Annotated in this window: 22 protein-coding genes; 19 read left to right on the top strand and 3 right to left on the bottom strand. The window is 39.4% G+C overall.

The features are described 5' to 3' along the window. Positions 1-39 precede the first annotated feature (39 nt). From ACIFOT_RS11695 to ACIFOT_RS11670, 6 genes are all read left to right on the top strand, one after another. Complete coding sequence (locus ACIFOT_RS11695) at positions 40-1,386, top strand: gluconate:H+ symporter (RefSeq protein ID WP_430064664.1); 1,347 nt, start codon at positions 40-42, stop codon at positions 1,384-1,386. Positions 1,387-1,581: 195 nt separating this feature from the next. Beyond that, positions 1,582-2,403, top strand: coding sequence for an ATP-dependent sacrificial sulfur transferase LarE (gene larE, locus ACIFOT_RS11690; RefSeq protein ID WP_430064663.1), 822 nt, complete (start codon positions 1,582-1,584; stop codon positions 2,401-2,403). Positions 2,404-2,446: 43 nt separating this feature from the next. Beyond that, positions 2,447-4,216: a PrpR N-terminal domain-containing protein gene (locus ACIFOT_RS11685; protein ID WP_430064662.1), complete on the top strand. Its 1,770-nt coding sequence runs from the start codon at positions 2,447-2,449 to the stop codon at positions 4,214-4,216. Positions 4,217-4,474: 258 nt separating this feature from the next. Then, positions 4,475-5,812, top strand: coding sequence for a four-carbon acid sugar kinase family protein (locus tag ACIFOT_RS11680; RefSeq protein ID WP_430064661.1), 1,338 nt, complete (start codon positions 4,475-4,477; stop codon positions 5,810-5,812). Between the two features lie 37 nt (positions 5,813-5,849). Further along, a complete protein-coding gene (gene pdxA, locus ACIFOT_RS11675) occupies positions 5,850-6,851 on the top strand; it encodes a 4-hydroxythreonine-4-phosphate dehydrogenase PdxA (RefSeq protein WP_430064660.1) in 1,002 nt (333 codons plus the stop codon). Positions 6,852-6,925: 74 nt separating this feature from the next. Next, positions 6,926-8,185 (top strand): lactate racemase domain-containing protein, encoded by a 1,260-nt coding sequence (locus ACIFOT_RS11670; RefSeq protein WP_430064659.1) that lies wholly within the window; start codon positions 6,926-6,928, stop codon positions 8,183-8,185. A 74-nt stretch (positions 8,186-8,259) separates the two neighbouring features. Here the strand turns inward: ACIFOT_RS11670 and ACIFOT_RS11665 are convergent, their stop codons facing one another. After that, the gene (locus ACIFOT_RS11665) at positions 8,260-8,937 is read right to left on the bottom strand and encodes a spore coat protein (protein WP_430064874.1); all 678 of its coding nucleotides are present in this window, start codon (positions 8,935-8,937) and stop codon (positions 8,260-8,262) included. A 150-nt stretch (positions 8,938-9,087) separates the two neighbouring features. On the opposite strand from ACIFOT_RS11665, the gene ACIFOT_RS11660 reads away from it, so the two are divergent. The 3 genes from ACIFOT_RS11660 (at position 9,088) to ACIFOT_RS11650 (ending at position 11,027) form a co-directional block, all read left to right on the top strand. After that, the gene (locus tag ACIFOT_RS11660; protein ID WP_430064658.1) at positions 9,088-9,663 is read left to right on the top strand and encodes an IMEF encapsulin system ferritin-like cargo protein; all 576 of its coding nucleotides are present in this window, start codon (positions 9,088-9,090) and stop codon (positions 9,661-9,663) included. A gap of 161 nt (positions 9,664-9,824) precedes the next feature. Continuing rightward, a complete protein-coding gene (locus ACIFOT_RS11655) occupies positions 9,825-10,673 on the top strand; it encodes a family 1 encapsulin nanocompartment shell protein (protein WP_430064657.1) in 849 nt (282 codons plus the stop codon). Positions 10,674-10,676: 3 nt separating this feature from the next. Next, positions 10,677-11,027 carry a 2Fe-2S iron-sulfur cluster-binding protein gene (locus tag ACIFOT_RS11650; protein ID WP_430064656.1) on the top strand — a complete coding sequence of 117 codons (351 nt, stop codon included), beginning with the start codon at positions 10,677-10,679 and terminating at the stop codon, positions 11,025-11,027. Positions 11,028-11,062: 35 nt separating this feature from the next. On the opposite strand, the gene ACIFOT_RS11645 is transcribed toward ACIFOT_RS11650, so the two are convergent. Further along, a complete protein-coding gene (locus ACIFOT_RS11645) occupies positions 11,063-11,530 on the bottom strand; it encodes a hypothetical protein (RefSeq protein WP_430064655.1) in 468 nt (155 codons plus the stop codon). Positions 11,531-11,705: 175 nt separating this feature from the next. Here ACIFOT_RS11645 and ACIFOT_RS11640 point away from each other — a divergent pair, with 175 nt between their 5' ends. Beyond that, a complete protein-coding gene (locus ACIFOT_RS11640) occupies positions 11,706-12,971 on the top strand; it encodes a polysaccharide deacetylase family protein (RefSeq protein WP_430064654.1) in 1,266 nt (421 codons plus the stop codon). 36 nt (positions 12,972-13,007) lie between these two features. On the opposite strand, the gene ACIFOT_RS11635 is transcribed toward ACIFOT_RS11640, so the two are convergent. Next, a complete protein-coding gene (locus ACIFOT_RS11635; RefSeq protein WP_430064653.1) occupies positions 13,008-13,334 on the bottom strand; it encodes a DUF192 domain-containing protein in 327 nt (108 codons plus the stop codon). Positions 13,335-13,624: 290 nt separating this feature from the next. Between ACIFOT_RS11635 and ACIFOT_RS11630 the strand changes: the two genes are divergently transcribed. The 9 genes from ACIFOT_RS11630 (at position 13,625) to ACIFOT_RS11590 (ending at position 20,790) form a co-directional block, all read left to right on the top strand. Beyond that, positions 13,625-13,801, top strand: a complete 177-nt coding sequence (locus tag ACIFOT_RS11630) for a Flp family type IVb pilin (RefSeq protein ID WP_430064652.1) — start codon at positions 13,625-13,627, stop codon at positions 13,799-13,801. A 105-nt stretch (positions 13,802-13,906) separates the two neighbouring features. Continuing rightward, a complete protein-coding gene (locus ACIFOT_RS11625) occupies positions 13,907-14,413 on the top strand; it encodes an A24 family peptidase (protein ID WP_430064651.1) in 507 nt (168 codons plus the stop codon). Then, complete coding sequence (locus ACIFOT_RS11620; protein WP_430064650.1) at positions 14,413-14,787, top strand: TadE/TadG family type IV pilus assembly protein; 375 nt, start codon at positions 14,413-14,415, stop codon at positions 14,785-14,787. Before ACIFOT_RS11625 ends, ACIFOT_RS11620 begins: the two co-directional genes overlap by 1 nt. Continuing rightward, positions 14,788-15,705, top strand: a complete 918-nt coding sequence (locus ACIFOT_RS11615; protein WP_430064649.1) for a TadE/TadG family type IV pilus assembly protein — start codon at positions 14,788-14,790, stop codon at positions 15,703-15,705. It abuts the gene before it with no gap. A 15-nt stretch (positions 15,706-15,720) separates the two neighbouring features. Next, complete coding sequence (cpaB, locus tag ACIFOT_RS11610; RefSeq protein WP_430064648.1) at positions 15,721-16,353, top strand: Flp pilus assembly protein CpaB; 633 nt, start codon at positions 15,721-15,723, stop codon at positions 16,351-16,353. Then, positions 16,350-17,546, top strand: coding sequence for an AAA family ATPase (locus tag ACIFOT_RS11605; RefSeq protein ID WP_430064647.1), 1,197 nt, complete (start codon positions 16,350-16,352; stop codon positions 17,544-17,546). The genes cpaB and ACIFOT_RS11605 overlap by 4 nt, the downstream gene beginning before the upstream one ends. Then, positions 17,547-18,896 (top strand): CpaF family protein, encoded by a 1,350-nt coding sequence (locus ACIFOT_RS11600; protein WP_430064646.1) that lies wholly within the window; start codon positions 17,547-17,549, stop codon positions 18,894-18,896. Further along, positions 18,893-19,852 (top strand): type II secretion system F family protein, encoded by a 960-nt coding sequence (locus ACIFOT_RS11595; protein ID WP_430064645.1) that lies wholly within the window; start codon positions 18,893-18,895, stop codon positions 19,850-19,852. The genes ACIFOT_RS11600 and ACIFOT_RS11595 overlap by 4 nt, the downstream gene beginning before the upstream one ends. Before the next feature lie 5 nt (positions 19,853-19,857). Beyond that, positions 19,858-20,790, top strand: a complete 933-nt coding sequence (locus ACIFOT_RS11590) for a type II secretion system F family protein (RefSeq protein ID WP_430064644.1) — start codon at positions 19,858-19,860, stop codon at positions 20,788-20,790. The last annotated feature ends 53 nt before the right edge of the window (positions 20,791-20,843 follow it).

The following is a 20,843-nucleotide window of genomic DNA, read 5'->3' as shown; positions in this document are numbered from 1 at the left end:
TATTTTTATAAAAAAGAAAGAAGATGGGGGAAAACAATTATGCCTTTAGTAATAATTGCATTAGGGGTACTATTATTACTTATTTTAATTATGCGCTTCAAATTAAACACATTTGTATCATTGATCATCGTTGCCTATCTTGTAGCATTAGCATTGGGCATTCCAATGAAAGATGTTGTTAAATCAATTGAAACCGGTTTAGGTGGAACGCTTGGCCATATTGGAATTATTTTTGGACTTGGTGCCATGCTTGGCCGTTTAATCGCCGATGCAGGCGGTGCAAACCGAATTGCTACAACTTTAATTGACAAATTCGGTGAAAAAAGAATTCAATGGGCGGTTTTAGTCGCTTCATTCATTTGTGGTATCGCTTTATTCCTTGAAGTTACAATCGTATTATTAATCCCAATTATTTTCTCAATCGCAAAAGAATTAAAAGTATCCATCGTAAAATTAGGACTTCCAATGGTAACAGCTGCCCTGGCGGCACATGCTTTCTTGCCTCCGCATCCGGGCCCAATCGCGGTTGCAGCAGAATATCATGCCAATGTTGGTCTCATGTTACTTTACGGAATCATCGTTGCCATCCCAACGGTCATTTTAGCTGGTATTTGGTATCCTAGAATTGCTCAAAAAATTGTTCCATCGGCATTCACTAGAGAAGGCAGTTCGTCTTTCGGCGTACAAAAAACATTTAAACCAGAAGAAACACCAGGTTTTGGAATCTCTGTTTTCACTGCATTATTCCCTGTTATCTTAATGGCGATTGGTGCCATTGTGGATATCTCGCAGCAAACGTTAGGATTTAAAGATAATGCGGTAATTGGATTTATCCGCTTTATTACGAACTCTGACTCTGCTATGATCCTTTCCGTTTTATTCGCCGTCTACTCGATGGGATTACAAAGAAAGATTCCAGTGAAAACGTTAATGGATTCTTGTTCTTCAGCGGTAAACGCTTTAGGAATGCTGCTTTTAATTATCGGCGGCGGCGGTGCCTTAAAGCAAGTGCTTATTGATGGCCATGTTGGTGATTATGTTGCTAAGTTATTCGAGGGTACTCATATGTCACCGATTCTTTTTGCTTGGATTGTTGCAGCATTATTACGTGTATGTTTAGGCTCTGGTACCGTTGCTACCTTAACAACTCCTGGGTTAGTGCTTCCAATGCTTGCTACAATGCCGGATGTTAACTTGGAACTTGTTGCTCTGGCAACTGGTGCTGGAAGTGCGATTGCATCACATGTGAACGACGCTGGATTCTGGATGGTTAAAGAATCTTTAGGCATGAACATCAAAGAAGCATTTGGAACTTACACGGTGCTTTCAACAATCGTTGGTGTATCAGGATTAGTCTTCACTTTAATATTAGATATGTTCTTATAAAATAAAGAAGGGGCCATTTTATAGATTCTATAAAATGGTTTCTTTTTTTAATGGACAAAAAATTTGCGAAAATTGCAAATCAATTACTGCCTGCTTTTACTTTAATAGAAATTAGCTTATACTTTTAATGGTGTTGCAAAATGCATAAGTTGAAAGCTGAAATGGTTTAAAATATTGAGATAGGTGGAATGCGGCATGAATGAGAAATATGAACGTTTGAAAGAAATTTTACGTGAAATGGGCAATGTAGTTGTTGCTTTTTCTGGCGGTGTGGATAGTACGTTTTTATTAAAAGTAGCTGTCGATGTTTTAGGAGTGGGACAAGTCCTGGCTGTGACGGCTGATTCGGAAACGTACCCTTCCAGTGAATTAGAAGAAGCTAAAAGATTAGCAAAAATGATTGGGGCAGACCATCAAGTGATTGAAACCTCTGAATTAAATATACCGGGCTATGTAGAAAATGACCAAAACCGCTGCTATTTCTGTAAAAATGGCTTGTTTGAACAAATTATTCCGATTATGCATCAGCAGGGGTTTGAAAACGTAGTATACGGTTTGATTGCTGACGATATGAGTGAGCATCGTCCTGGTGTACGTGCAGCCAGAGAACATGGTGTCCGCGGGCCGCTCCAAGAGGCGAATCTTTTTAAAGAAGAAATCCGGGAGCTTTCGAAACAATTAAACTTGCCAACTTGGGAAAAACCTTCTTTCGCCTGTTTATCGTCTCGCATTGCTTATGGTGAAAAAATTACGCAGGAAAAATTAACGAAGATTGAAAAATCCGAGGCTTATATCAAAGGCTTGGGAATTAGACAAGTGCGCGTGCGGACACATCAAGAAATCGCAAGAATTGAAGTAGAGCCTCAGGATATGCCATTGGTGCTGGCACACTACCAAGATATATTGGAAAACCTTCAACACTTCGGTTACAAATATGTCACGCTTGATCTTCAAGGCTATGTCAGCGGCAGTATGAATAAAGTGTTGAACCCAAGCTTTACTAAGGTGAGCCAATAATGGAAAATAGAAGAATAGAGGATATCTTAGTAGGTGAAGGGTAATGATGAAGGCATTGGTGATTGTCCCTTATGAGGGATTGTTTGAAATGATGAAAGAAATCCAGCAACAGGTGGATGACATTCAATTAGATATTGAATTAGGGAACTTGCATGAAGGGGTAGCTATTGCCAAAGCAGCTGAGCATAATGGCTACCATGTCATCATCAGCCGCGGCGGAACAGCTTCGATGATCCAGGAGGCCGTATCTTTACCTGTGATAGATATCCAGGTGACTGGCTATGATGTATTACGCATTATCACACTCGTTAAAGGATTTTCACGTAAAGCTGCCATTGTTGGTTTCTCGAATATTACACATGGGGCTGCTACGATCTGTAAGCTGCTTGATTTAGATATTGAGACATTCACGATTACACAGGAGATCGAGGTTCAAGAAAAATTAGCCCATTTAAAAAGCCTTGGCTATGAGGTGGTCATTGGAGACGTTGTAACGGTCCAGTCTGCCAGACAATTGGGGCTGACAGGAGTTCTCATTACTTCTGGTAAGGAAGCTATTATTGATGCATTAGAAGAAGCGAGAAGGACTTATCGGATATATTCGCAGCTCCAACAGGATGTTTCTTTATTTCAATCGATTCTCGATTGCAATGAACAGGCGGTCGGGGTTTTTAACCGCGAAGAAAAAATGGTATATGGAAATGAGCGTTTCAATAAAGAATTTCATGGTATGAACCTAGAGAATTTGCCGGAAATTAAAAGATTAATACAAGAGACGAGAGATGAAATTCAAATCAAAACCATCCACATCCATCCTTCGTTTTGGAAAATAACAGCAAGCTCTAAAGAGGATGCGGTTGTCTTATTTTTTGAAAAAAGCCTTCCTCATCAAACGCATTTTCAGGATCGGGAAAGTATCCAAAAGAATGCGATAGAAATTCATACATCCGCATCGTATACCCCGATTTCAGGAAAAAGTGAAGCGATTCAGCGGGTGTTAAAACAAATCGATCAATACAGTATAGGTGAAGAACCCGTCTGGATTATTGGAGAAACGGGAAATGGCAAAGAATTAGCTGCCCAATCCCTTTATTCAAAAAGGAAATCGATGAATGAACCATTTATTGTCGTACAATGTGACGTATTAAACGCAGAGCAGCTAAAGGATTTGATAAACGATGACTTTCTCCGAAAGTTTGCGAATGGGGTTATCTACTTAAAGAACATCGATCAGCTGAACGGTTATTTGCAAAATGAATTAAACAAAATCGTCCAGAATGAAAAGTATAATAAACTGCAATGGCTTGTGTCTTCTGAATGCAATATGGAAGAAAAGGTTAAAACTGGCACGTTTAATGGTGAATTGTATCATTCGTTAGGAAAATTAACCATTTGTATACCGCCGCTCCGGGAACGCAGAGAGGATATTGAGGACTTGGTCCATGTCTTTATTTCTGAATTACATCCCAAATATGGCAGTTTGGTGGTGGGGATTCGACAGGACGCATTAATGGAATTGACCAACTATGATTGGCCAGGAAATGTTGAACAGCTAAAACAAGTAATCGAGCAATTGTTTTTACAAACAAAAGCTTATTATATTGAAAAAGAGGATGTTGACGTCGTTTTAAAACGATTCGATCAGCAGGATAAGAAGAGTGATGCATTGGCACCGATCGATTTAAGCGGAACATTGGAAGAAATCGAAAAACAAGTAATCACGAAGGTGCTCGAAGAGGAAGGGTTGAATCAATCCAAAGCAGCTAAACGTTTAGGGATTAACCGCTCGACCTTATGGCGCAAGCTAAAATAATAGCTTGCCTTTTTTTTATGGCTAAAACGATGCAAATAGCAACATAATGAAAATTTGTAGAATTTTTTATAAAAAAATATTGCTAAATGCAACATTTTGATTTAATATTATTAGTGCTGTAAGCGTTTTTAACGTTTGAAAATGAAACAGTATTTAGAGCGGTTATGAGAGCCAAACTTGAATAGGCGATTGAAGTCGGACTAAAAATAATAAAACGCAAACATATTGAAATTGCGCGTAAAGGGGGTAGGGATGTAGGTGAAACTAGCGGTGATAGCAGATGATTTAACAGGTGCAAATGACACGGGTGTCCAATTTGCCAAACAGGGCCTACACACCACTGTGCTATTTTCAGATACAACATTACAACCATCACATTTAAATGAAGATGTCATAGTTTTAAATTCAGATAGCCGAGCGGTAGATTCGAGAAAGGCTTACAGTGTCGTTTTTCATCTGGCAGAACAATTGAAAAACCTAAATGTTCCAAAGATATTTAAGAAAATAGACTCCACCATGAGAGGAAATATTGGTCCGGAAATTGATGCCGTTATGGATGTATTTAACTATAAGATTTCGTTCGTTGTCCCGGCTTTCCCAAAGAGCAACAGGATTACAATGAATGGTAATCATTTTGTTAATGGTGTTCTTTTAGGGGAAACGGAAATCGCTCAAGATCCGGTCACCCCCGTAAAAGAAAGTTACCTGCCTAAATTGCTGCAGGAGCAAAGTAAGCGGGAGATCGAAATCATTTCCATCTCTGATGTAAGGAAAGGAAAAAGCCATTTATCTGAGAAAATGCATGACCTGTCCTCAGGTGAAATGTCGAAAATCATTATCATTGATGCCACTACGGATGAAGAACTAGAGACGATTGTGGAAGCTGCAGAAATTTTACAGGAGAATTTTCTTTGGGTTGGTTCAGCTGGGATTGCTTATCATCTTTTCAACACAGGCCAGCCTGAGGAGCAACTATGCAGCAAACAAACTGGGGAAAGACATCCGGTACTAGTGGTAGCAGGCAGTGTGAATCCGATCATTGATCGGCAAATAGACGTGCTTAAAGAGAAAAATCATGTTGAAGAAATTGTGATTTCTCCTGAAGAATTCTTTTACGAAGATAGAAGAAAACGTGAAATTAATCGGATTGTGAAAACCGGTCAAGCTTTATTAGAAAAAGGCGATTTAGTGATCACTACCAACCGGGAGCGCGAAACCATCAACAGGGTGAAGGAGCTTCAACGCCAGCTTGGTTTATCGAACTTTGATGTAGGGAATACCATCGCCCAATCGATGGGGATCATTGCAGGCCGATTAATAGAAAGCAGGAAGATTTGCGGGGCCGTTTTAACAGGCGGTGAAATTGCAGGCGCCACATGTAAGGTATTGAATGGCGAAGGAATTCGGGTCATTGGTGAAGTAGAAGCCGGTATTCCTTACGGGAAATTGTTCGGCGGCTTCTTCGACGGGATGCCTCTTGTGACAAAGGCGGGCGCATTTGGAACTGAACAAGCCCTTTCAAAAGCTCTTCAAACGATTACTGAAGTTAATGCGCATATTGAAAACTGCGATAGAAGATATATAAATATTTCATAAATGACAATTGGAAATTTTATAATGGGAGGAAACAAAAATGGCAGCCAACAAACCAAGTATCGCGATTACAATGGGGGATCCATCAGGAGTAGGACCGGAAATTATCGTTAAATCGTTAAACGATCATAACATCTATGAAAATTGCCGACCATTTGTAATTGGCGATCTTAAAATTTTAAAAAGAGCTTTAGATGTAACCAATAGCGATTTTCAATTGAATAGCATTTCAAATCCGGAAGAAGCAAAGTTCCAATACGGAACCATCGATATTATTGATTTGGATTTAGTTTCTGAAGATTTACCGTGGGGACAAGTTTCTGCTGAGGCAGGAAATGCGGCATTCCGCTATTTAGAAAAGGCGATTGCTCTTGCAAATGAAAAACAAATTCATGGAATTTGTACCGCACCTTTAAACAAAGAGGCGCTTCATAAAGCTGGCCATATTTATCCAGGACATACTGAAATATTAGCGGAATTAACCAACACAAAAGACTTCGCGATGATGCTTTCCGCTCCTGGATTACGTGTTATTCATGTAACTACCCATATCGGACTTATCGATGCGGTTAAAAAAATTAATGTTGACCGTCAATACACAGTTATCAAACTTGCACATGATACTTTACAAAAAGCAGGGATTAAATCTCCACGCATCGCCGTTTGCGGAATTAACCCTCATGCCGGCGAAAATGGCCTTTTCGGAAATGGAGAAGAAGAAGAAAAAATCATTCCTGCAGTAGAAAAAGCTCAGGCAGAAGGAATTAATGTACAAGGGCCTCTTCCAGCCGATACCTTATTCTTTAGAGCAAGACGCGGCGATTTTGATATTGTTGTGGCACAATATCATGACCAGGGGCATGGGCCAATTAAAGTATTGGGTCTGGAAGCTGGCGTCAATATTACGGTTGGTCTTCCAATTATTCGTACAAGCGTTGACCATGGAACCGCTTTTGATATTGCCGGAAAAAATATCGCGGATGAGCTTTCGTTAAAAGAAGCAATTCGGATGGCGATTGAATTGGCTCCTGAGAAATTATAATAAAGATATTCAAGCAAGAGGTCATCGATGATCTCTTGCTATTCACGTATTGTCAATAAAGAAAGGGGACTTGTATGATGTCTTTTCCTAAAATGGCTAAAATCAGACAAAATTTTGTGGTGGAAAGTCTAAAGGATATTCCAGGAACGATTTCCGAGCAATTTAATCATGTGAATGCAGACGAAAAAATAAAGCCTGGCATGGAGATTGCCATTACCGTAGGAAGCAGGGGGATTAACAACATTCCTTTAATTGTGAAAAGTGTAGCTGATGAAATTAAGAAAAGAGGGGCAACTCCATTTATCATTCCTGCCATGGGAAGCCACGGCGGCGCAACAGCTGAAGGGCAGAAAGAGATGGTGGAAAGTTTAGGTTGTACGGAAGAATTCACTGGTTGTGAAATTCGTTCATCCATGGATGTGGTGGAAGTCGGAGTCACGTCAGCAGGTATTCCTGTTTATGTGGATAAGATTGCTTACAATGCTGATGGAATTATCGTAATGGGCCGTGTGAAGCCGCATACCGATTTTAAAAATAAAATTGAAAGCGGCGTCTTAAAAATGGCTTCTATTGGTATGGGCAAACATAAGCAGGCATTGGCTTTACATACTTATGGCATTTATGGAATTAGTGAGATGATGCCTGAAGTAGGAAAAGTGGCGATTGCCAATTCCAATACCCTTTTTGGTGTAGCAATTGTGGAAAATGCTCATGAAGAAACGGCGATTATTGAAGCGATTGAAGCAGAGCAAATTGAAGAACGTGAAAGAGAATTATTGAAAAAAGCCTTTAACTTGATGCCAAGTCTACCAGTCGATGAAATCGATATATTGGTCGTTGATGAGATTGGCAAAAACTACAGCGGCACGGGTATGGATACGAATATTATCGGCCGAATCCGTGTTTTAGGAGTAGAAGAACCGAAAAAGCCTAGTATCAAATATGTAATTGCTTCCAATTTAAGTGAAGTAAGCCATGGTAATGCATTAGGGATTGGCTTGGCGGACCTGACAACCAAGCGTTTATTCGAAAAGATCGATTTGAAAACGATGAATGAGAATGTAGTCACAAGTACATTTTTAGCTCGGGCTAGTATTCCAATTGTTCTTGATAATGACCAAGAAGCACTAAAAGCGGCTTTACGCGCTACATGGGGAGTTGCTTCCGAAGAGGCAAGAATCGTAAGGATTCCAAATACGCTTCACATTGGTGAGTTATATGTATCTGAAGTTATTTTTAATGAGTTGAAGGATCAAGAAAATATCGAAGTATTAGAAGATCTCCATGAAATGAAGTTTGATGATAACGGATATTTCTTGTCATTGGAGCATTAATTTTTTAAGCCGATTTAAGAAAAACAAACATAAGAAAGAAGCTATCCTCTCCACATCGGAAAGGATAGCTTTTTTTAATGATTCATATTATTCATGTTCATATTATTCATATTCATGTTGTTCATATTGTTTTGCATCTGTGGCATGCCTTGAGCAGGCCCAAATGCGTTCAAGATTTGTTGCATATCCTGCTGGGCAAGCTGCGGCACTTGGTAGTAATGGTTTTTATTTTGATAAATAGAAAGTTCATAAGCCATTTCAATACAATTCGGAATAGAGTCAGCGAGTACACGGCGCACAACCGGATTGGTTACCTCACAAGCAGCCACAGCCTTCATCGAAGCGCCTGTTTTACATGAGGCTAGCATGCAGCTTGAAATGTATTCATCATTAATCTCAGATGCGGATTGCCAAGGTTTTTTGGGCTGAGATGGTTTCATGCCGTAGACCCAGTCGTTGCCTTGCTTCATCATATATTTGCCTGTTGGTTTCGATGGATCTTGTCCTGTTTTGAAACACTCCAAGGTGATATTGTATTCATCCTGTATAAATTGATACTGCCTATCGAGAATATCCATTAATTCTGGATCTTTTACGTGTTGACGCAGCATTAAATACGAATTTAATGTCCCAATAGCGCTTGATAAAACTTCATGTACATCGAAAAGTTCATGTCCCCCGTGATTCATTTGCGGCGGTACTGCTCCTGTATGCATATTTTGGTGCATTTGTCCTTGTTGTTGGTTTTGCATCATATTAATCTCCTCCTACTGATATTGAACATAACCATAGTTAGTATGTTTCGGGAAGCGAGAGTTATTCAAAAATAATGGAAAGACAGTTTTAAAGATACTCTTAAACGTCAATAATGAATCCTAGTTGATTATTCAGGGGTGTGCAGAATGAAAGAAGAATTGAAGGTATTTTATCGGATTTTTACCACCACAAAGGATGCGATTGAAAAATTTATGAGCATGCTCGATCCGGTTATTCAAAATGCAACTGACGATCATGAGCGATTGTATTACCACCATATTTTTGAAGAGGAGGAGCAGCGGCTGTCGCGCTTGGTGGAACTAATTCCACTCATCAGCAAATTTGAAAAGGAAAAAAGCGAGAAGGATTTCGCTCCGACTAATAATGAGTTTAATCGACTTTTGCAAGAGCTCAATCTTGAAAAATTCGGCTTACATAACTTTGTGGAACACCTCGATTTAGCCTTATTTCGCTTTACAGATGAAGAGCGGAGCACGATGCTAAATCAATTGCGGGAAGTATCCTACCAGGACTATCAGCAGGTAAAAGGGATGTTAAATGAGATCAACAGCCGTTTTGATACTAACTATGTTGACCCGCATGCCCATCATGATGAGCATCATGATCATTTAGACCGTTCGGGTACTGAACCAGTTGCAGCAACTCCAGTAATCGTTCCAGCCAAAATGAAAAAGGGATTTACGGTCGGAAGTTTGAGATAAAAAACGGGTTTTCGCGGAATAAATCGCAAAGTTGGCGGAATTAATCTTAGATTCCGCGGAATTATCATCATACTTCGCGGAATAAAGGCTTGAATTCGCGGGAATCACTCAAAAACGCGTGAAATCCTGAAACAACTATTATAAAAGGAGAGGAAAAACGAATGAACAAATCACAATTATTCCCTGATTCACCCCTAACGGATTCAGAATTTTCCCAATTAGATAAAACCGTTATTGATACAGCCCGTAGGCAGCTCGTCGGCCGCCGGTTTATCGAATTATACGGTCCGCTCGGACGTGGAGTCCAAGCAATAGCCAACGACATTTTTACAGAAAACAACGAAGCAAAAATGGATATCCAAGGCTCTTTTGACACCACCTTTGAATCCAGCAAACGCGTCAACCATACGATTCCCTTCCTATATAAGGACTTTGTTTTATTTTGGCGCGACCTTGAACAAGCAAAGGTATTAGACATTCCGATTGATTTCTCACCTGCTGCCAATGCAGCCAGAGACGTCGCCAATTTAGAGGACCAAATGATTTTTCACGGGGCAAAGGAATTTGACATCCCAGGATTAATGAATGTTTCAGGCCGTTTAACCCATTTAATTGGTGAATGGTATGAATCAGGCAGTGCCTTTCAGGATATTGTCGAAGCCAGGAGCAAGCTGCTCGAGATGAATCACCATGGACCATTTGCGCTTGTTCTATCGCCGGAACTTTATTCCCTTATCCATCGTGTACATAAGGATACCAATGTTTTAGAAATTGAACATATTCGTGAATTGGTGACAGACGGGGTGTTCCAATCACCAATGTTAAAGGGCAGGGCCGGAGTCATCCTCAATACTGGACGAAACAATCTCGATCTTGCCGTATCAGAGGATTTTGATACAGCCTATATGGGGCAGGAAGGGATGAACCATCCGTTCCGTGTATATGAAACCGTTGTTTTAAGAATCAAACGGCCGTCCGCCATCTGTACGCTGGAATCGATAGGGGATTAACTGGTGAGGCAGCGAGCATTTACTGTTGGCTCCCTAATACCAGGCAGCATTTCAGTGCCAATTATTCAGCAGCAGCCACAACCAGTTGTCAGGTCAATTCCTGAAAAAATTATCATTCAACAAGGCAGCCAAAAATTTGAGATTTCCACTGCTAAAGGGAAACTGTTAGACGCGGCGCTTAACCAAAGGAAACCAATCCAGTACAAATGCCGAAAAGGAACATGCGGTCAATGTACCGTGAAGGTTTTACAAGGTCCAACACTATCTCCGCCTAATGAGCAGGAGCATAAAAAGCTGGCTAATGCATTAAACAATGGGTATCGCCTGGCCTGCCAAGCAGAAATTCTTCAATAAAAAACGAGGTCCTCCATGAAAGGGACCTCGTTTTGCTATGCAAATAACTGTACTAATTTTTCTTCAACTGGGAATGGAAGTGAAATGTTATGGTTTTTCAATTCCTTCACACTGATATCGCGAACAAGTTTTAGTGCTTCTTTTTTAAAGGAGCTTGTGACGAAGCCTTGGTTTACATCACAAAGTTTTTGTAAGTATTGCAACGTATCGCGAAGCAATAATTGTTTAATAAAAGAATTATTCAACTGACAGATTAATTTGTGCTGCAGTCCTTTAATGACTGCAATTTGATCGACATGGATAATCATATTTGTGCCATTTTCATCGATAAAGCCGACGGATACATATTGTCCTTTAGAGATATCAACATTGGTAAACACCGGGTTTTGATAGGTTTCACCGGATGATAAGCGAATCGAATCCGCTTCAGCGGCACCGCCGATTTTACGATGATTAGAAATAACCGTATGAATATCCTTCAACCCATATAGCATGTTAAACATGTTGATAATCTCCCTCCGTAAAAAAATATCTCTGTTATCTATACCGTCATTTTAAAGATAATGAGAATCATTGTCAATAAGATTTCGACAACTTAATTTTGACAATTTTATGAAATACTACATCAGATAAAACGTCTATTATAACTGAAGGGCAATTTGAGGGGATGTGTTAATCGTGGTTAAATGGAGATTTCTCTTCATCGTAATAGCTCTATCTTTTTTAGCAGGATGTACTACTCAAAACCGAGATAAAAAAACGGTTGAAGATTTGCCGCCAAAGCAAACGGAACTCAAGCCGAAAGAAGAAAATCCTATTTCAATCCAATTAGATGAAATTAAAAATAATGCAAAAAGAGGATTGGTCAATGATTGCGAATTTAGTGCTCTCGATAGCACCATCGATCAAGTGAAGAAAAAATGGGGAGAGCCAGAACGAATTGACAGTGCCGGCTCAGGCTATTATGCGACATTTGAAAAAAAGGGAATTGCTTTTGGCTTTAATGTTGAAGGAAAAATATTCGATGTCCGATCCTATTCTAAAGATATACAGGAAATTACCTTCGATGACATTAAAGCCTATTTTGGAAGCCCAGCACAAGTAACAGAATTCAATAATGATAAAATTTACACTTACAATATCAATGCAGCAATCCAACTAAAGTTCATCATTCCAGAGAAGACCAAGGTGGTAGACCATATCTCCGTTTTAAATCAACAAAGGTCGGAACGATATCTACTTGAAATTAAAGGGAACTCGAATCAACTATCTGCAACTGCGTGGGATAAAATGCTGCAATGGCGGAAACAAATCGTCAATTTTTCAAAGGGACAGGAAAATGTCTACATTAATGGTCCTAATGTAAAAAGGGTTGCCCTTACTTTTGATGATGGTCCAGATGCCGCGATTACTTCTGATATCATTGATATATTAGATAAATATAAGGTTACAGGAAATTTCTTTTTCGTTGGAAGCAATGTAGAGAAATATCCTGAGGTTGTAAAGAAAGCGTATGACAGAGGCAACATAATTCTGAATCACAGCTATAATCACGTCGATTTAACCAAATTAAATAATCAAGAAATACAATCGCAACTTGAAAAAACAGATGATGCAATCGCCGCGATTATTGGAAATCGCCCTGCTATCCTCCGTCCGCCATATGGAGAAACGAATGAACAGGTGGTTAACATTGCCCAAAAAGAAGGCTTTTCGATTGTGATTTGGTCGATTGACACGCTTGATTGGTCGCAAAAGGAAGCAGGTAATATTGTAAAAAATGTTATGGATAATGTCAGAAACGGCGAAATTATTTTAATGCATACCACTCCAGAGCAAACTGAAACCAAAAAGGCCCTGCCAATCATCATTGAGAAACTTCAAAAGAGAAATTTTGAAATCGTCGGGTTAGACAAATTATTAAATGTAAAGGCCTATCAATAAAACAAACCATCTCGCATTCGTGAGATGGTTTGTTTTTTATAGTTGAAGCATGTCTCCTTGTTTTAAACCTAATTTTGCAACAGTACCTGGTGGAAGTTCTATGACGGAGTAGGCATCTCGTACCGGTTTCACAAACTTCCATGGCTTTAGTTTCTCCACCATTTTTACAATTTGCCCCTCTTTATTCAGAAACACAGCATCAATATCGAAATTCATAAAGCACATATGGATGGAGTTGCACGGTACAATCCATAATCCCTCCTCCACCAGCTGATCCTTTCGAAACATCAATCCTTTTAATCTTTTAAAAAATGAATCTGCAAGGTTAATAGAATAAGGAAGAGTTCTAATTGAATGGTCCATATTTAATAGCCCCTATCATAAAATATGTTCTATATATTGAATATATACTAATGACGGTTTGTTCTCAATAGTGAAAAATGTAGAATTGTGTCGTACAGTATTTAGAACATTTTTCATAATTTCTATTTACAATTCGGGACAATCATACTATTATTTATTCAAGAGGTGTTCATTATAAAGAACGAAGTACAAAATGTTCGTTAAGAATATAGAACAGATCTCGAAAAAGATTGTTGTTCGATAAAGTGAACACCACTCAAAAAATAAACCATTTTTAGGAGGAACAAAACATGTTGAAAAAAATTAAGAATCTAGTAGTTCAAGAAGAAGGACAAGCTTTAACGGAGTATGGATTGATACTTGCATTGATTGTTGCACTTGCAGTAGGAGTATTTGCAGCATTTGGACCTAAACTAACAAAAGTCTTTGAAGATATTGCAGATGCTATTAGTGCCAAGCTTCCTTAATAAGGAAGATGTTTTATAAAAATTTAAAAGGTTTTATTTAAATTTGTAGCCCTGCTTTTTAATAAAGAAAGCAGGGCATATCTATAAGAAAGGAGGAGAGATATCTTGGAATATATCATCCTAATAATTGTTCTTTTTATTTGCCTTTATACAGATGTAAAATCAAGAAAAATTTTAAATATTGTGACTCTACCTACGATTGTTTTCGGTATTGTTTATAACATTTTTACCACAGGGTTTGCAGGATTTCTCTTTAGCGGAAAAGGCCTTCTTGCTGGTTTGGGCTTACTTATCATTCCCTATTTACTTGGCGGGATGGGAGCAGGGGATGTGAAACTAATGGCAGCAATTGGTGCCCTGATGGGAACCAGCTTCGTTTTTTATTCGTTTATTTACACAGCCATAATTGGAGGTGTGATTGCGTTGCTGCTCATTATTAAAACTAGAGGTTTTACCAACTCGATAAAATCATTATTTTTTAATGTTGTTTTTTTTAGAAGTAATCTAGGTTCCATGGTTTTGCCAAAAGACAATAAAAGTAGTATATCCTTCCCGTATGGAGTAGCTATCGTCCTAGGTACATTAAGCACACTTATCTGGGGGGGTTTTTAATGAAATCCGAAAAAGGCCAATCGCTCGTAGAGTTTGCTTTGATCTTACCGATTTTGATTTTGCTGTTATTAGGCATAATTGATTTTGCTCGAATTTTCCATGTATATCTGACAATGGATCATGCAGGCAGGGAAGCTGCTCGTGCAGCCAGCATTGGAAAAGATGATGCCAGCATAAAAAGTACTGGTGTTAATAATGCCTCAAGTATAGGTTTAACAGCCGATAAAATCGTGGTAACACCTACAGGAACTCGATCTTCTGGAAGTAATGTCACAATTAAAATTACCTATCCCGTTACATTTCTCACTCCAATGATAGGAAACATTATCGGTCCATTAACTTTGACAGATACCACAGTAATGAGGGTGGAATAAATGAAGAGATTTCTAAGGTTGCAAAAATTTAAGGATGAAAGCGGTGCTGTTCTAGTAACGGTTGCTATTTCAATGGTAGTACTTTTGGGATTCACCGCTATAACGATAGATGGAGGTAGGCTCTATTCGGAAAAAAGCAGGCTGCAGAAAGCCTTAGATGCCGCGGTTCTTTCTGGAGCTCAGGAATTGAAAACAAGTCAAGCGATGGCTACTTCAAATGCAAAGGATGTATCACAAAAAAATGGAGTTACGCTAACGGATGCGGATCTAACTTTTACTAGCAGTTCGATTAAGGCAACAAAACAAATAAATGTACCGCTTACTTTTGCTAGGGTATTAGGCTTTAAAAATACAAATGTTAGTGCAACAGCAAAAGCAATCGTTGCTCCTCTTAAGAAAGCCAGTGGTGTTGCTCCTATCGCGGTTGACAAAAATTCCGTACCCAACTCTCTTGTATTAAATTGCGGACAAAGTAATCCTGGAAAAAATCATGGGAATTGCGGCTATATTGATTTAAATGGAAGTGGAGCCAACGGTCTCGCGGACGGGATCGTAAATGGAAGTACATTTGACGTGGATTCTAAAATAGCAGAAACAGAACCGGGGGGAAAACAGGGCCCAGTGCGTGATGCAATTCAATCTTTAATAGATAGTGATGCGTCTAAATCATATTGTCAAAGTGCTGCCACGGCTGATAATTCATGTAAAAGAGTCATTACCGTTGTGGTAATTGATACATGGGCAGATGCAAATGGAAAGAGTAATTTAACGATTGTTGGCTTTGCTGCCTATTGGATTGATAAATACCAAGATAAAACTCTTTACGGCCAATTTATCAAAATGGTATCACCAGGAGAGATTGGCAACGAAACAGCCATTGGGGATTATAACTTATTCGGTGTAAAGCTTTTTGAATAGATATAGGGGGACATTATGAATACGAGAAAGATTTGGATCATTTCATTAATATTAGGGATCGCAGTAGCAGGTGTTGCCTATCTGACGATCATTTCGAAAGGAAAAGCCGCTACAACCACTTCAACAGCGGAGGTTAGTCAGGATAAAAAGGAAGCTAAAACAGACAGTAATTTGGAAAAACAAGTAGAAGAACAGAAAAAAGCTGATGAAAAGAAAAAGTATGCGAGGGACATCAAAAATCCCCTCGTTGACATAAGCAAAGGAAAAAGGGCGATTTCAATCAAAGTGGATTTAGAACAAGGTGTTTCTGGTTATATTGCTCCAAATTCACTGGTAGATGTGATGGCCTATGAAACAACCAAGGATGATAAAACAAAGAAACAATATAAATCTGCCGTGTTGGTCCTTGAAAATATCAAAGTGTTATCCTCGGGTAAATCGGCAGACAGCAAAGTAGAGGCACTAAACTATGAAACAGTTACTTTGGAAGTCACTCCAGAACAAGGGGTCATGCTTAGTTTAGCTTCTAAAGATAAGGATGGATTCTATCTAATGCTCCGAAATCCTGAGGATACAGGAACAGGAAAAACAGGTCTAAAGCAAACAAGAGAAGTAATCAAAGATGATTCACAGGAGGAAAACAAATGATGATAAACTGGGTTTATTTTTCTGATACAAACATTCCTCCCGGGGAAATACAAACACTTTTGGAGAAAAAGCAATTTCCGTTGTCAGCAACCAATGAATTGGATAAGCTGCATACCCTCTTAAATGAAAACAATCATACTGTCCTATTCATTAAAGCGCATACATTGTATAACGTTTATGAGTTTAGCCAAGAAATCGCCGCTCGATATCCGCATGTCTATATCATTTTAATCACTCCAGATAATATGGAAAATTTAAAAAAAGCGATGCTGATGGGGGCGTCGGATGCTCTACGTGCATCGAATACGTCCAAAGAACTCAGTGAAACAATCAATCACGCAATAAAATTCATGGAGCATCGTACAAGTATGGTTAATACTTTTGACCATTTAAAGAAAGAAAAATCCAGAGTCATCGCCGTCGCTAGTCCAAAGGGGGGCGTTGGTAAGACGGTCCTTACTGTAAATCTTGCAGCTGCGTTAGCAAGAACGGGAAAGAAAGTCGCTGTTATTGACGGGAACCTCCAATTTGGCGAAGTCGCCATGTACTATAATACGAAACCGAAGAAAACGATTTATGAATGGGTAAAGGAAGGGTATGGCCGCTCCATTTATTCCATCGACCAATATATGACTCTTGTCGATGGGGATGTTTCGATTTTGGCTGCTCCACCCCGTCCTGAATTTTTTGAAGGAATTTCCGAAAACCATATGAAGGAAGCAATCGAATCAGCAAAGGAAGCATTTGATGTCGTCCTGATAGATTTGCCGGTACATCTATCAGATATTCATTTGCGATGCCTGGCCTTGTCCGATGAGATCTTACTTCTCACCCTAAATGAAATATCTGTTCTAAGGTTAAGCCAGCTCTATCTAGAAACATTAGACACTATTAACCTAAAAGATAAGGCTAAACTAATTTTGAATCGCCATTTGAAAGGGCAGGGGCTGGAACAAAAAAAGATCGAGGAAATATTAGGGATAAAGGTTTATTTTACCTTGCCAGATCAACCTAAGATAACTTCCGCTTCAATAAAAGTTGGGCACCCTTTTATTCTTTCAAACTCACGCAGCGTCATTGGGAAAGCGGTTTGGAATCTATCTGAAGAGCTTTATAAACAACAAATCAATGAACTAACGGAGCTTAAGAAGAGTAAGAAAAGATTTTTAGTTGGGAATTGGGGGGTTAGGTAGATGTCATTATTTAAACGGTATATAGAAGGAGCTAATACGATTGCCTCCACTAAAGATACTTTTGATGTCTCCGTCCCAAAAAGATCGAAAGAATTTTGGAATCTAGAAAGCAATCTTCACAATTATTTATTAGAAGAGTTAAAGAAGTATCCAGTTCAAAACAAAGAATCAGAAATTAAGAAAATAGAGGAATTGGCGGAAGCCTTTTTCGACGTAGAGGGTGGAAGACTAACATTTGAAGAAAAACAGGAAATTTTAAATTACGTCAAAGATGAGCTTTTGGCTTACGGGCCGATTTCGCCGTTGCTGGACAACCCCTTAATAAGTGAAGTGATGGTGAATAACTATGATGAAGTTTATTATGAGAAAAACGGCAAGGTTTTTCGGAGCAACGTCAATTTTATCGATAACCAGCATGTCATGCGGGTGATTGAGCGAATCGTATCACCGATTGGCCGGAGGGTAGATGAAAGCTCGCCAATGGTTGATGCCAGGCTGCCCGATGGTTCACGTGTGAATGCGATTATCCCGCCTCTTTCTTTAAAGGGGCCGAGCTTAACCATTCGGAAATTCTCTGATACTCCTTTTACAATAAAAGATTTAATCCACTTTGGAAGCTTAAATGAAATGATGGCAGAATTTCTTGAGGTCTGTGTAAAATCCAAACTCAATATCTTTATTAGTGGAGGGACAGGTTCGGGAAAAACTTCGACCTTGAATGTATTATCTTCCTTTATTCCAAATACTGAACGAATTGTCACCATTGAAGACGCCGCAGAGCTAAAACTTATTCAAGAGCATATTGTATCGCTCGAGTCCAGACCTCCCAATATTGAGGGAAAGGGAGAAGTCACCATTCGTGATTTAGTCCGAAACTCGCTGCGGATGCGTCCTGATCGAATTGTTGTCGGTGAGGTTCGCGGAGCCGAGGCGCTGGATATGCTTCAGGCGATGAATACGGGTCACGATGGCAGCTTAAGTACAGGACACGCCAACTCTCCACGGGATATCCTTTCGCGTTTGGAGACAATGGTTCTAATGGCAGGTTATGAGCTGCCGGTTAAGGCGATTCGTGATCAAATTACGAATGCTATCGATATCATTGTTCATCAATCCAGGCTGAAGGATGGAACGAGAAGAATAACCCATATAACGGAAGTATTGGGCCTAGAAGGCGAAACCATTGTCCTCCAGGATCTTTTCGTTTTTAGAGAATTGGGTATTTCCCAGGATGGACGAATTGAAGGTAGATTCATAAGTTCAGGGATTCTTCCACGGTTCACGGAACAGCTCGAAATGAACGGATTTAAAATACCTGGCTCCTGGTTTGTTGGAGAGTGGCAGAAATGAAAATAGTCATAGAACTGTTTATTATTTTTATAATCGTTACTCTATTGATGTTTTTAATCTTAAAAAGGTTAGCAGATAAAAGGAGAATGAAAGACCGAATAAAAGAGTTTTTACCATCTCATCAAGTGGAATCAACTGTTGATCAAGTAAAAAAGACAACTTTACTTAAACAGTTTTTCCTTACCATGTCTACCATGTTTAAAAATGTTCGATTCAGTGAGAGTACTGCAAAAGTATTGCTTGAATCTGGAAGTAAACTGAAACCGGAGGAGTTTTTGGCACTAAGAATCTTAACTGCAGCTGGTTTGGGAATCGTTGCAGGATTGATTGAACTTCCTTGGTTCCTTGCGATATTGGCTGCTGTTATTGGTTTTGTGTTACCAAAAATCAGTCTAAATCGTAAAAGAAAAAAACGGTTATCTCGAATAAATTATCAGCTAATTGAAGTATTAGGAATGATGGCCAATTCGATGAGGGCAGGCTTCAGCTTTATGCAGGCGATGCAGCTTGTCGGTAAAGAAGTGTCAGATCCGCTTGGACCTGAATTCGACCGAGTTGTAAGACAGGCGGGATTGGGTATCCCGTTAGATGACGTATTCGAAGAGTTAGTTGAGCGTTTGCCTAATAAAGAACTGGAAGTAGTAGTAAGGGCCATCCTTGCACAGCGGAAAAGCGGGGGCAATCTTGCTGAACTGCTTGAGACGATGGAAGAAACGATTAGAGGAAGGGTCCGTATTTTGGAAGAATTGCGCACATTAACAGCGCAAGGGAGGATGTCATCCTGGATTATTACTTTGCTTCCTGTTGCATTAGGGCTATATTTATCCTTGGTGAATAAGGAATATTTTTCACCTATGCTTCATCATCCATTGGGCTGGGTGATGCTCTCGGTTGCATCCGTTTCCATTCTTATCGGCTGGGCGATTATCCAGAAGATCATCCGAATTGAGGTGTAGAGAAAATGCTGGATATTGTATTGATGATTCTATTAAGCGGGTTTGTAACTATGCTTCTGGCAGGAATATTGTTAACTCTTTATAAAAGGCAAATTGCCTTCCATGAACGTGTAAATACGTATTTTGGTGACTCGGTAAAAATACAAAAAGAGAGCCTTAAAAAGGAAAAGAAACAAAATAGGTTTAAAATAATGATTACAATTTACTGGAACAAAGGAACAGAGGCGTTAAATAAAAGGGTTTCGATGGAAGAAAGAAAAAAGTTAGATATTCTTCTGCGAGATGCTGGCCATCCTTTTAAGTCCGCCATCGACTTCAGGCTGTTCCAATTTGTCCTCAGTGCAGGGATGAGTTTACCTATCTTTCTCTTTCTTTTGCCAATTTCAGAAAACAAAATGTTAACCTGGGTGATGATCCTCACCATGGCATTTTTAGGGTTCCGATTGCCTGTGTTTTACCTCGGTAAAAGGAAGACTGCGAGAATTAAAACGATTAATCGATCCATGCCTGATTTTTTCGATACCGTCAATCTTTTGCTAGAAGCAGGGATGGGGCTCGATTTGGCTTTAGCCGAGGTCTCACAAAAAATTAAAGGCCCTTTGGCAGATGAGTTTCTGCAAACATTAGAGGATATGAAGCTAGGCAAGTCCAGAAGGGAAGCATTTTATGATCTCCGGAAACGTGTCCCGTCTGATTCATTTCAAAGCATTATTACCTCATTGATTCAGGCCGATCAGCTTGGGATCGGGATGGCAAAGGTGCTTGGCAATCTGACTGTTCGCGTACGGGAGCAGCGGCGTGAGGCAGCACGCGAGCAGGCGATGAAGGCCCCGGTTAAAATGCTTTTTCCAATGGTATTATTCATTTTCCCTGCACTCTTTATCGTTATTTTAGGCCCATTGGTCATTACTTTGATTACAAAGGGTCTTGGTGGTTAAACGTTTTTAACATAGTTTTGAGAAAAAGACCTAAATATGATATTATCCCCTTT

This window comes from Neobacillus sp. NRS-1170 (genome assembly GCF_050468025.1).
Note: the sequence above shows the minus strand (reverse complement) of the source record. Positions and strands in the feature narration are given on the sequence as shown.

What these genes read in the sequence shown, in the direction of transcription:
- ACIFOT_RS11695 (WP_430064664.1), top strand. Translation starts at nt 40, where the DNA reads ATGCCTTTAGTAATAATTGCATTAGGGGTACTATTATTACTTATTTTA.
- larE (WP_430064663.1), top strand. Translation starts at nt 1,582, where the DNA reads ATGAATGAGAAATATGAACGTTTGAAAGAAATTTTACGTGAAATGGGC.
- ACIFOT_RS11685 (WP_430064662.1), top strand. Translation starts at nt 2,447, where the DNA reads ATGATGAAGGCATTGGTGATTGTCCCTTATGAGGGATTGTTTGAAATG.
- pdxA (WP_430064660.1), top strand. Translation starts at nt 5,850, where the DNA reads ATGGCAGCCAACAAACCAAGTATCGCGATTACAATGGGGGATCCATCA.
- ACIFOT_RS11670 (WP_430064659.1), top strand. Translation starts at nt 6,926, where the DNA reads ATGATGTCTTTTCCTAAAATGGCTAAAATCAGACAAAATTTTGTGGTG.
- ACIFOT_RS11665 (WP_430064874.1), bottom strand. Translation starts at nt 8,937, where the DNA reads ATGCAAAACCAACAACAAGGACAAATGCACCAAAATATGCATACAGGA.
- ACIFOT_RS11660 (WP_430064658.1), top strand. Translation starts at nt 9,088, where the DNA reads ATGAAAGAAGAATTGAAGGTATTTTATCGGATTTTTACCACCACAAAG.
- ACIFOT_RS11655 (WP_430064657.1), top strand. Translation starts at nt 9,825, where the DNA reads ATGAACAAATCACAATTATTCCCTGATTCACCCCTAACGGATTCAGAA.
- ACIFOT_RS11645 (WP_430064655.1), bottom strand. Translation starts at nt 11,530, where the DNA reads ATGTTTAACATGCTATATGGGTTGAAGGATATTCATACGGTTATTTCT.
- ACIFOT_RS11635 (WP_430064653.1), bottom strand. Translation starts at nt 13,334, where the DNA reads ATGGACCATTCAATTAGAACTCTTCCTTATTCTATTAACCTTGCAGAT.
- ACIFOT_RS11630 (WP_430064652.1), top strand. Translation starts at nt 13,625, where the DNA reads ATGTTGAAAAAAATTAAGAATCTAGTAGTTCAAGAAGAAGGACAAGCT.
- ACIFOT_RS11620 (WP_430064650.1), top strand. Translation starts at nt 14,413, where the DNA reads ATGAAATCCGAAAAAGGCCAATCGCTCGTAGAGTTTGCTTTGATCTTA.
- ACIFOT_RS11615 (WP_430064649.1), top strand. Translation starts at nt 14,788, where the DNA reads ATGAAGAGATTTCTAAGGTTGCAAAAATTTAAGGATGAAAGCGGTGCT.
- cpaB (WP_430064648.1), top strand. Translation starts at nt 15,721, where the DNA reads ATGAATACGAGAAAGATTTGGATCATTTCATTAATATTAGGGATCGCA.
- ACIFOT_RS11605 (WP_430064647.1), top strand. Translation starts at nt 16,350, where the DNA reads ATGATGATAAACTGGGTTTATTTTTCTGATACAAACATTCCTCCCGGG.
- ACIFOT_RS11600 (WP_430064646.1), top strand. Translation starts at nt 17,547, where the DNA reads ATGTCATTATTTAAACGGTATATAGAAGGAGCTAATACGATTGCCTCC.
- ACIFOT_RS11595 (WP_430064645.1), top strand. Translation starts at nt 18,893, where the DNA reads ATGAAAATAGTCATAGAACTGTTTATTATTTTTATAATCGTTACTCTA.
- ACIFOT_RS11590 (WP_430064644.1), top strand. Translation starts at nt 19,858, where the DNA reads ATGCTGGATATTGTATTGATGATTCTATTAAGCGGGTTTGTAACTATG.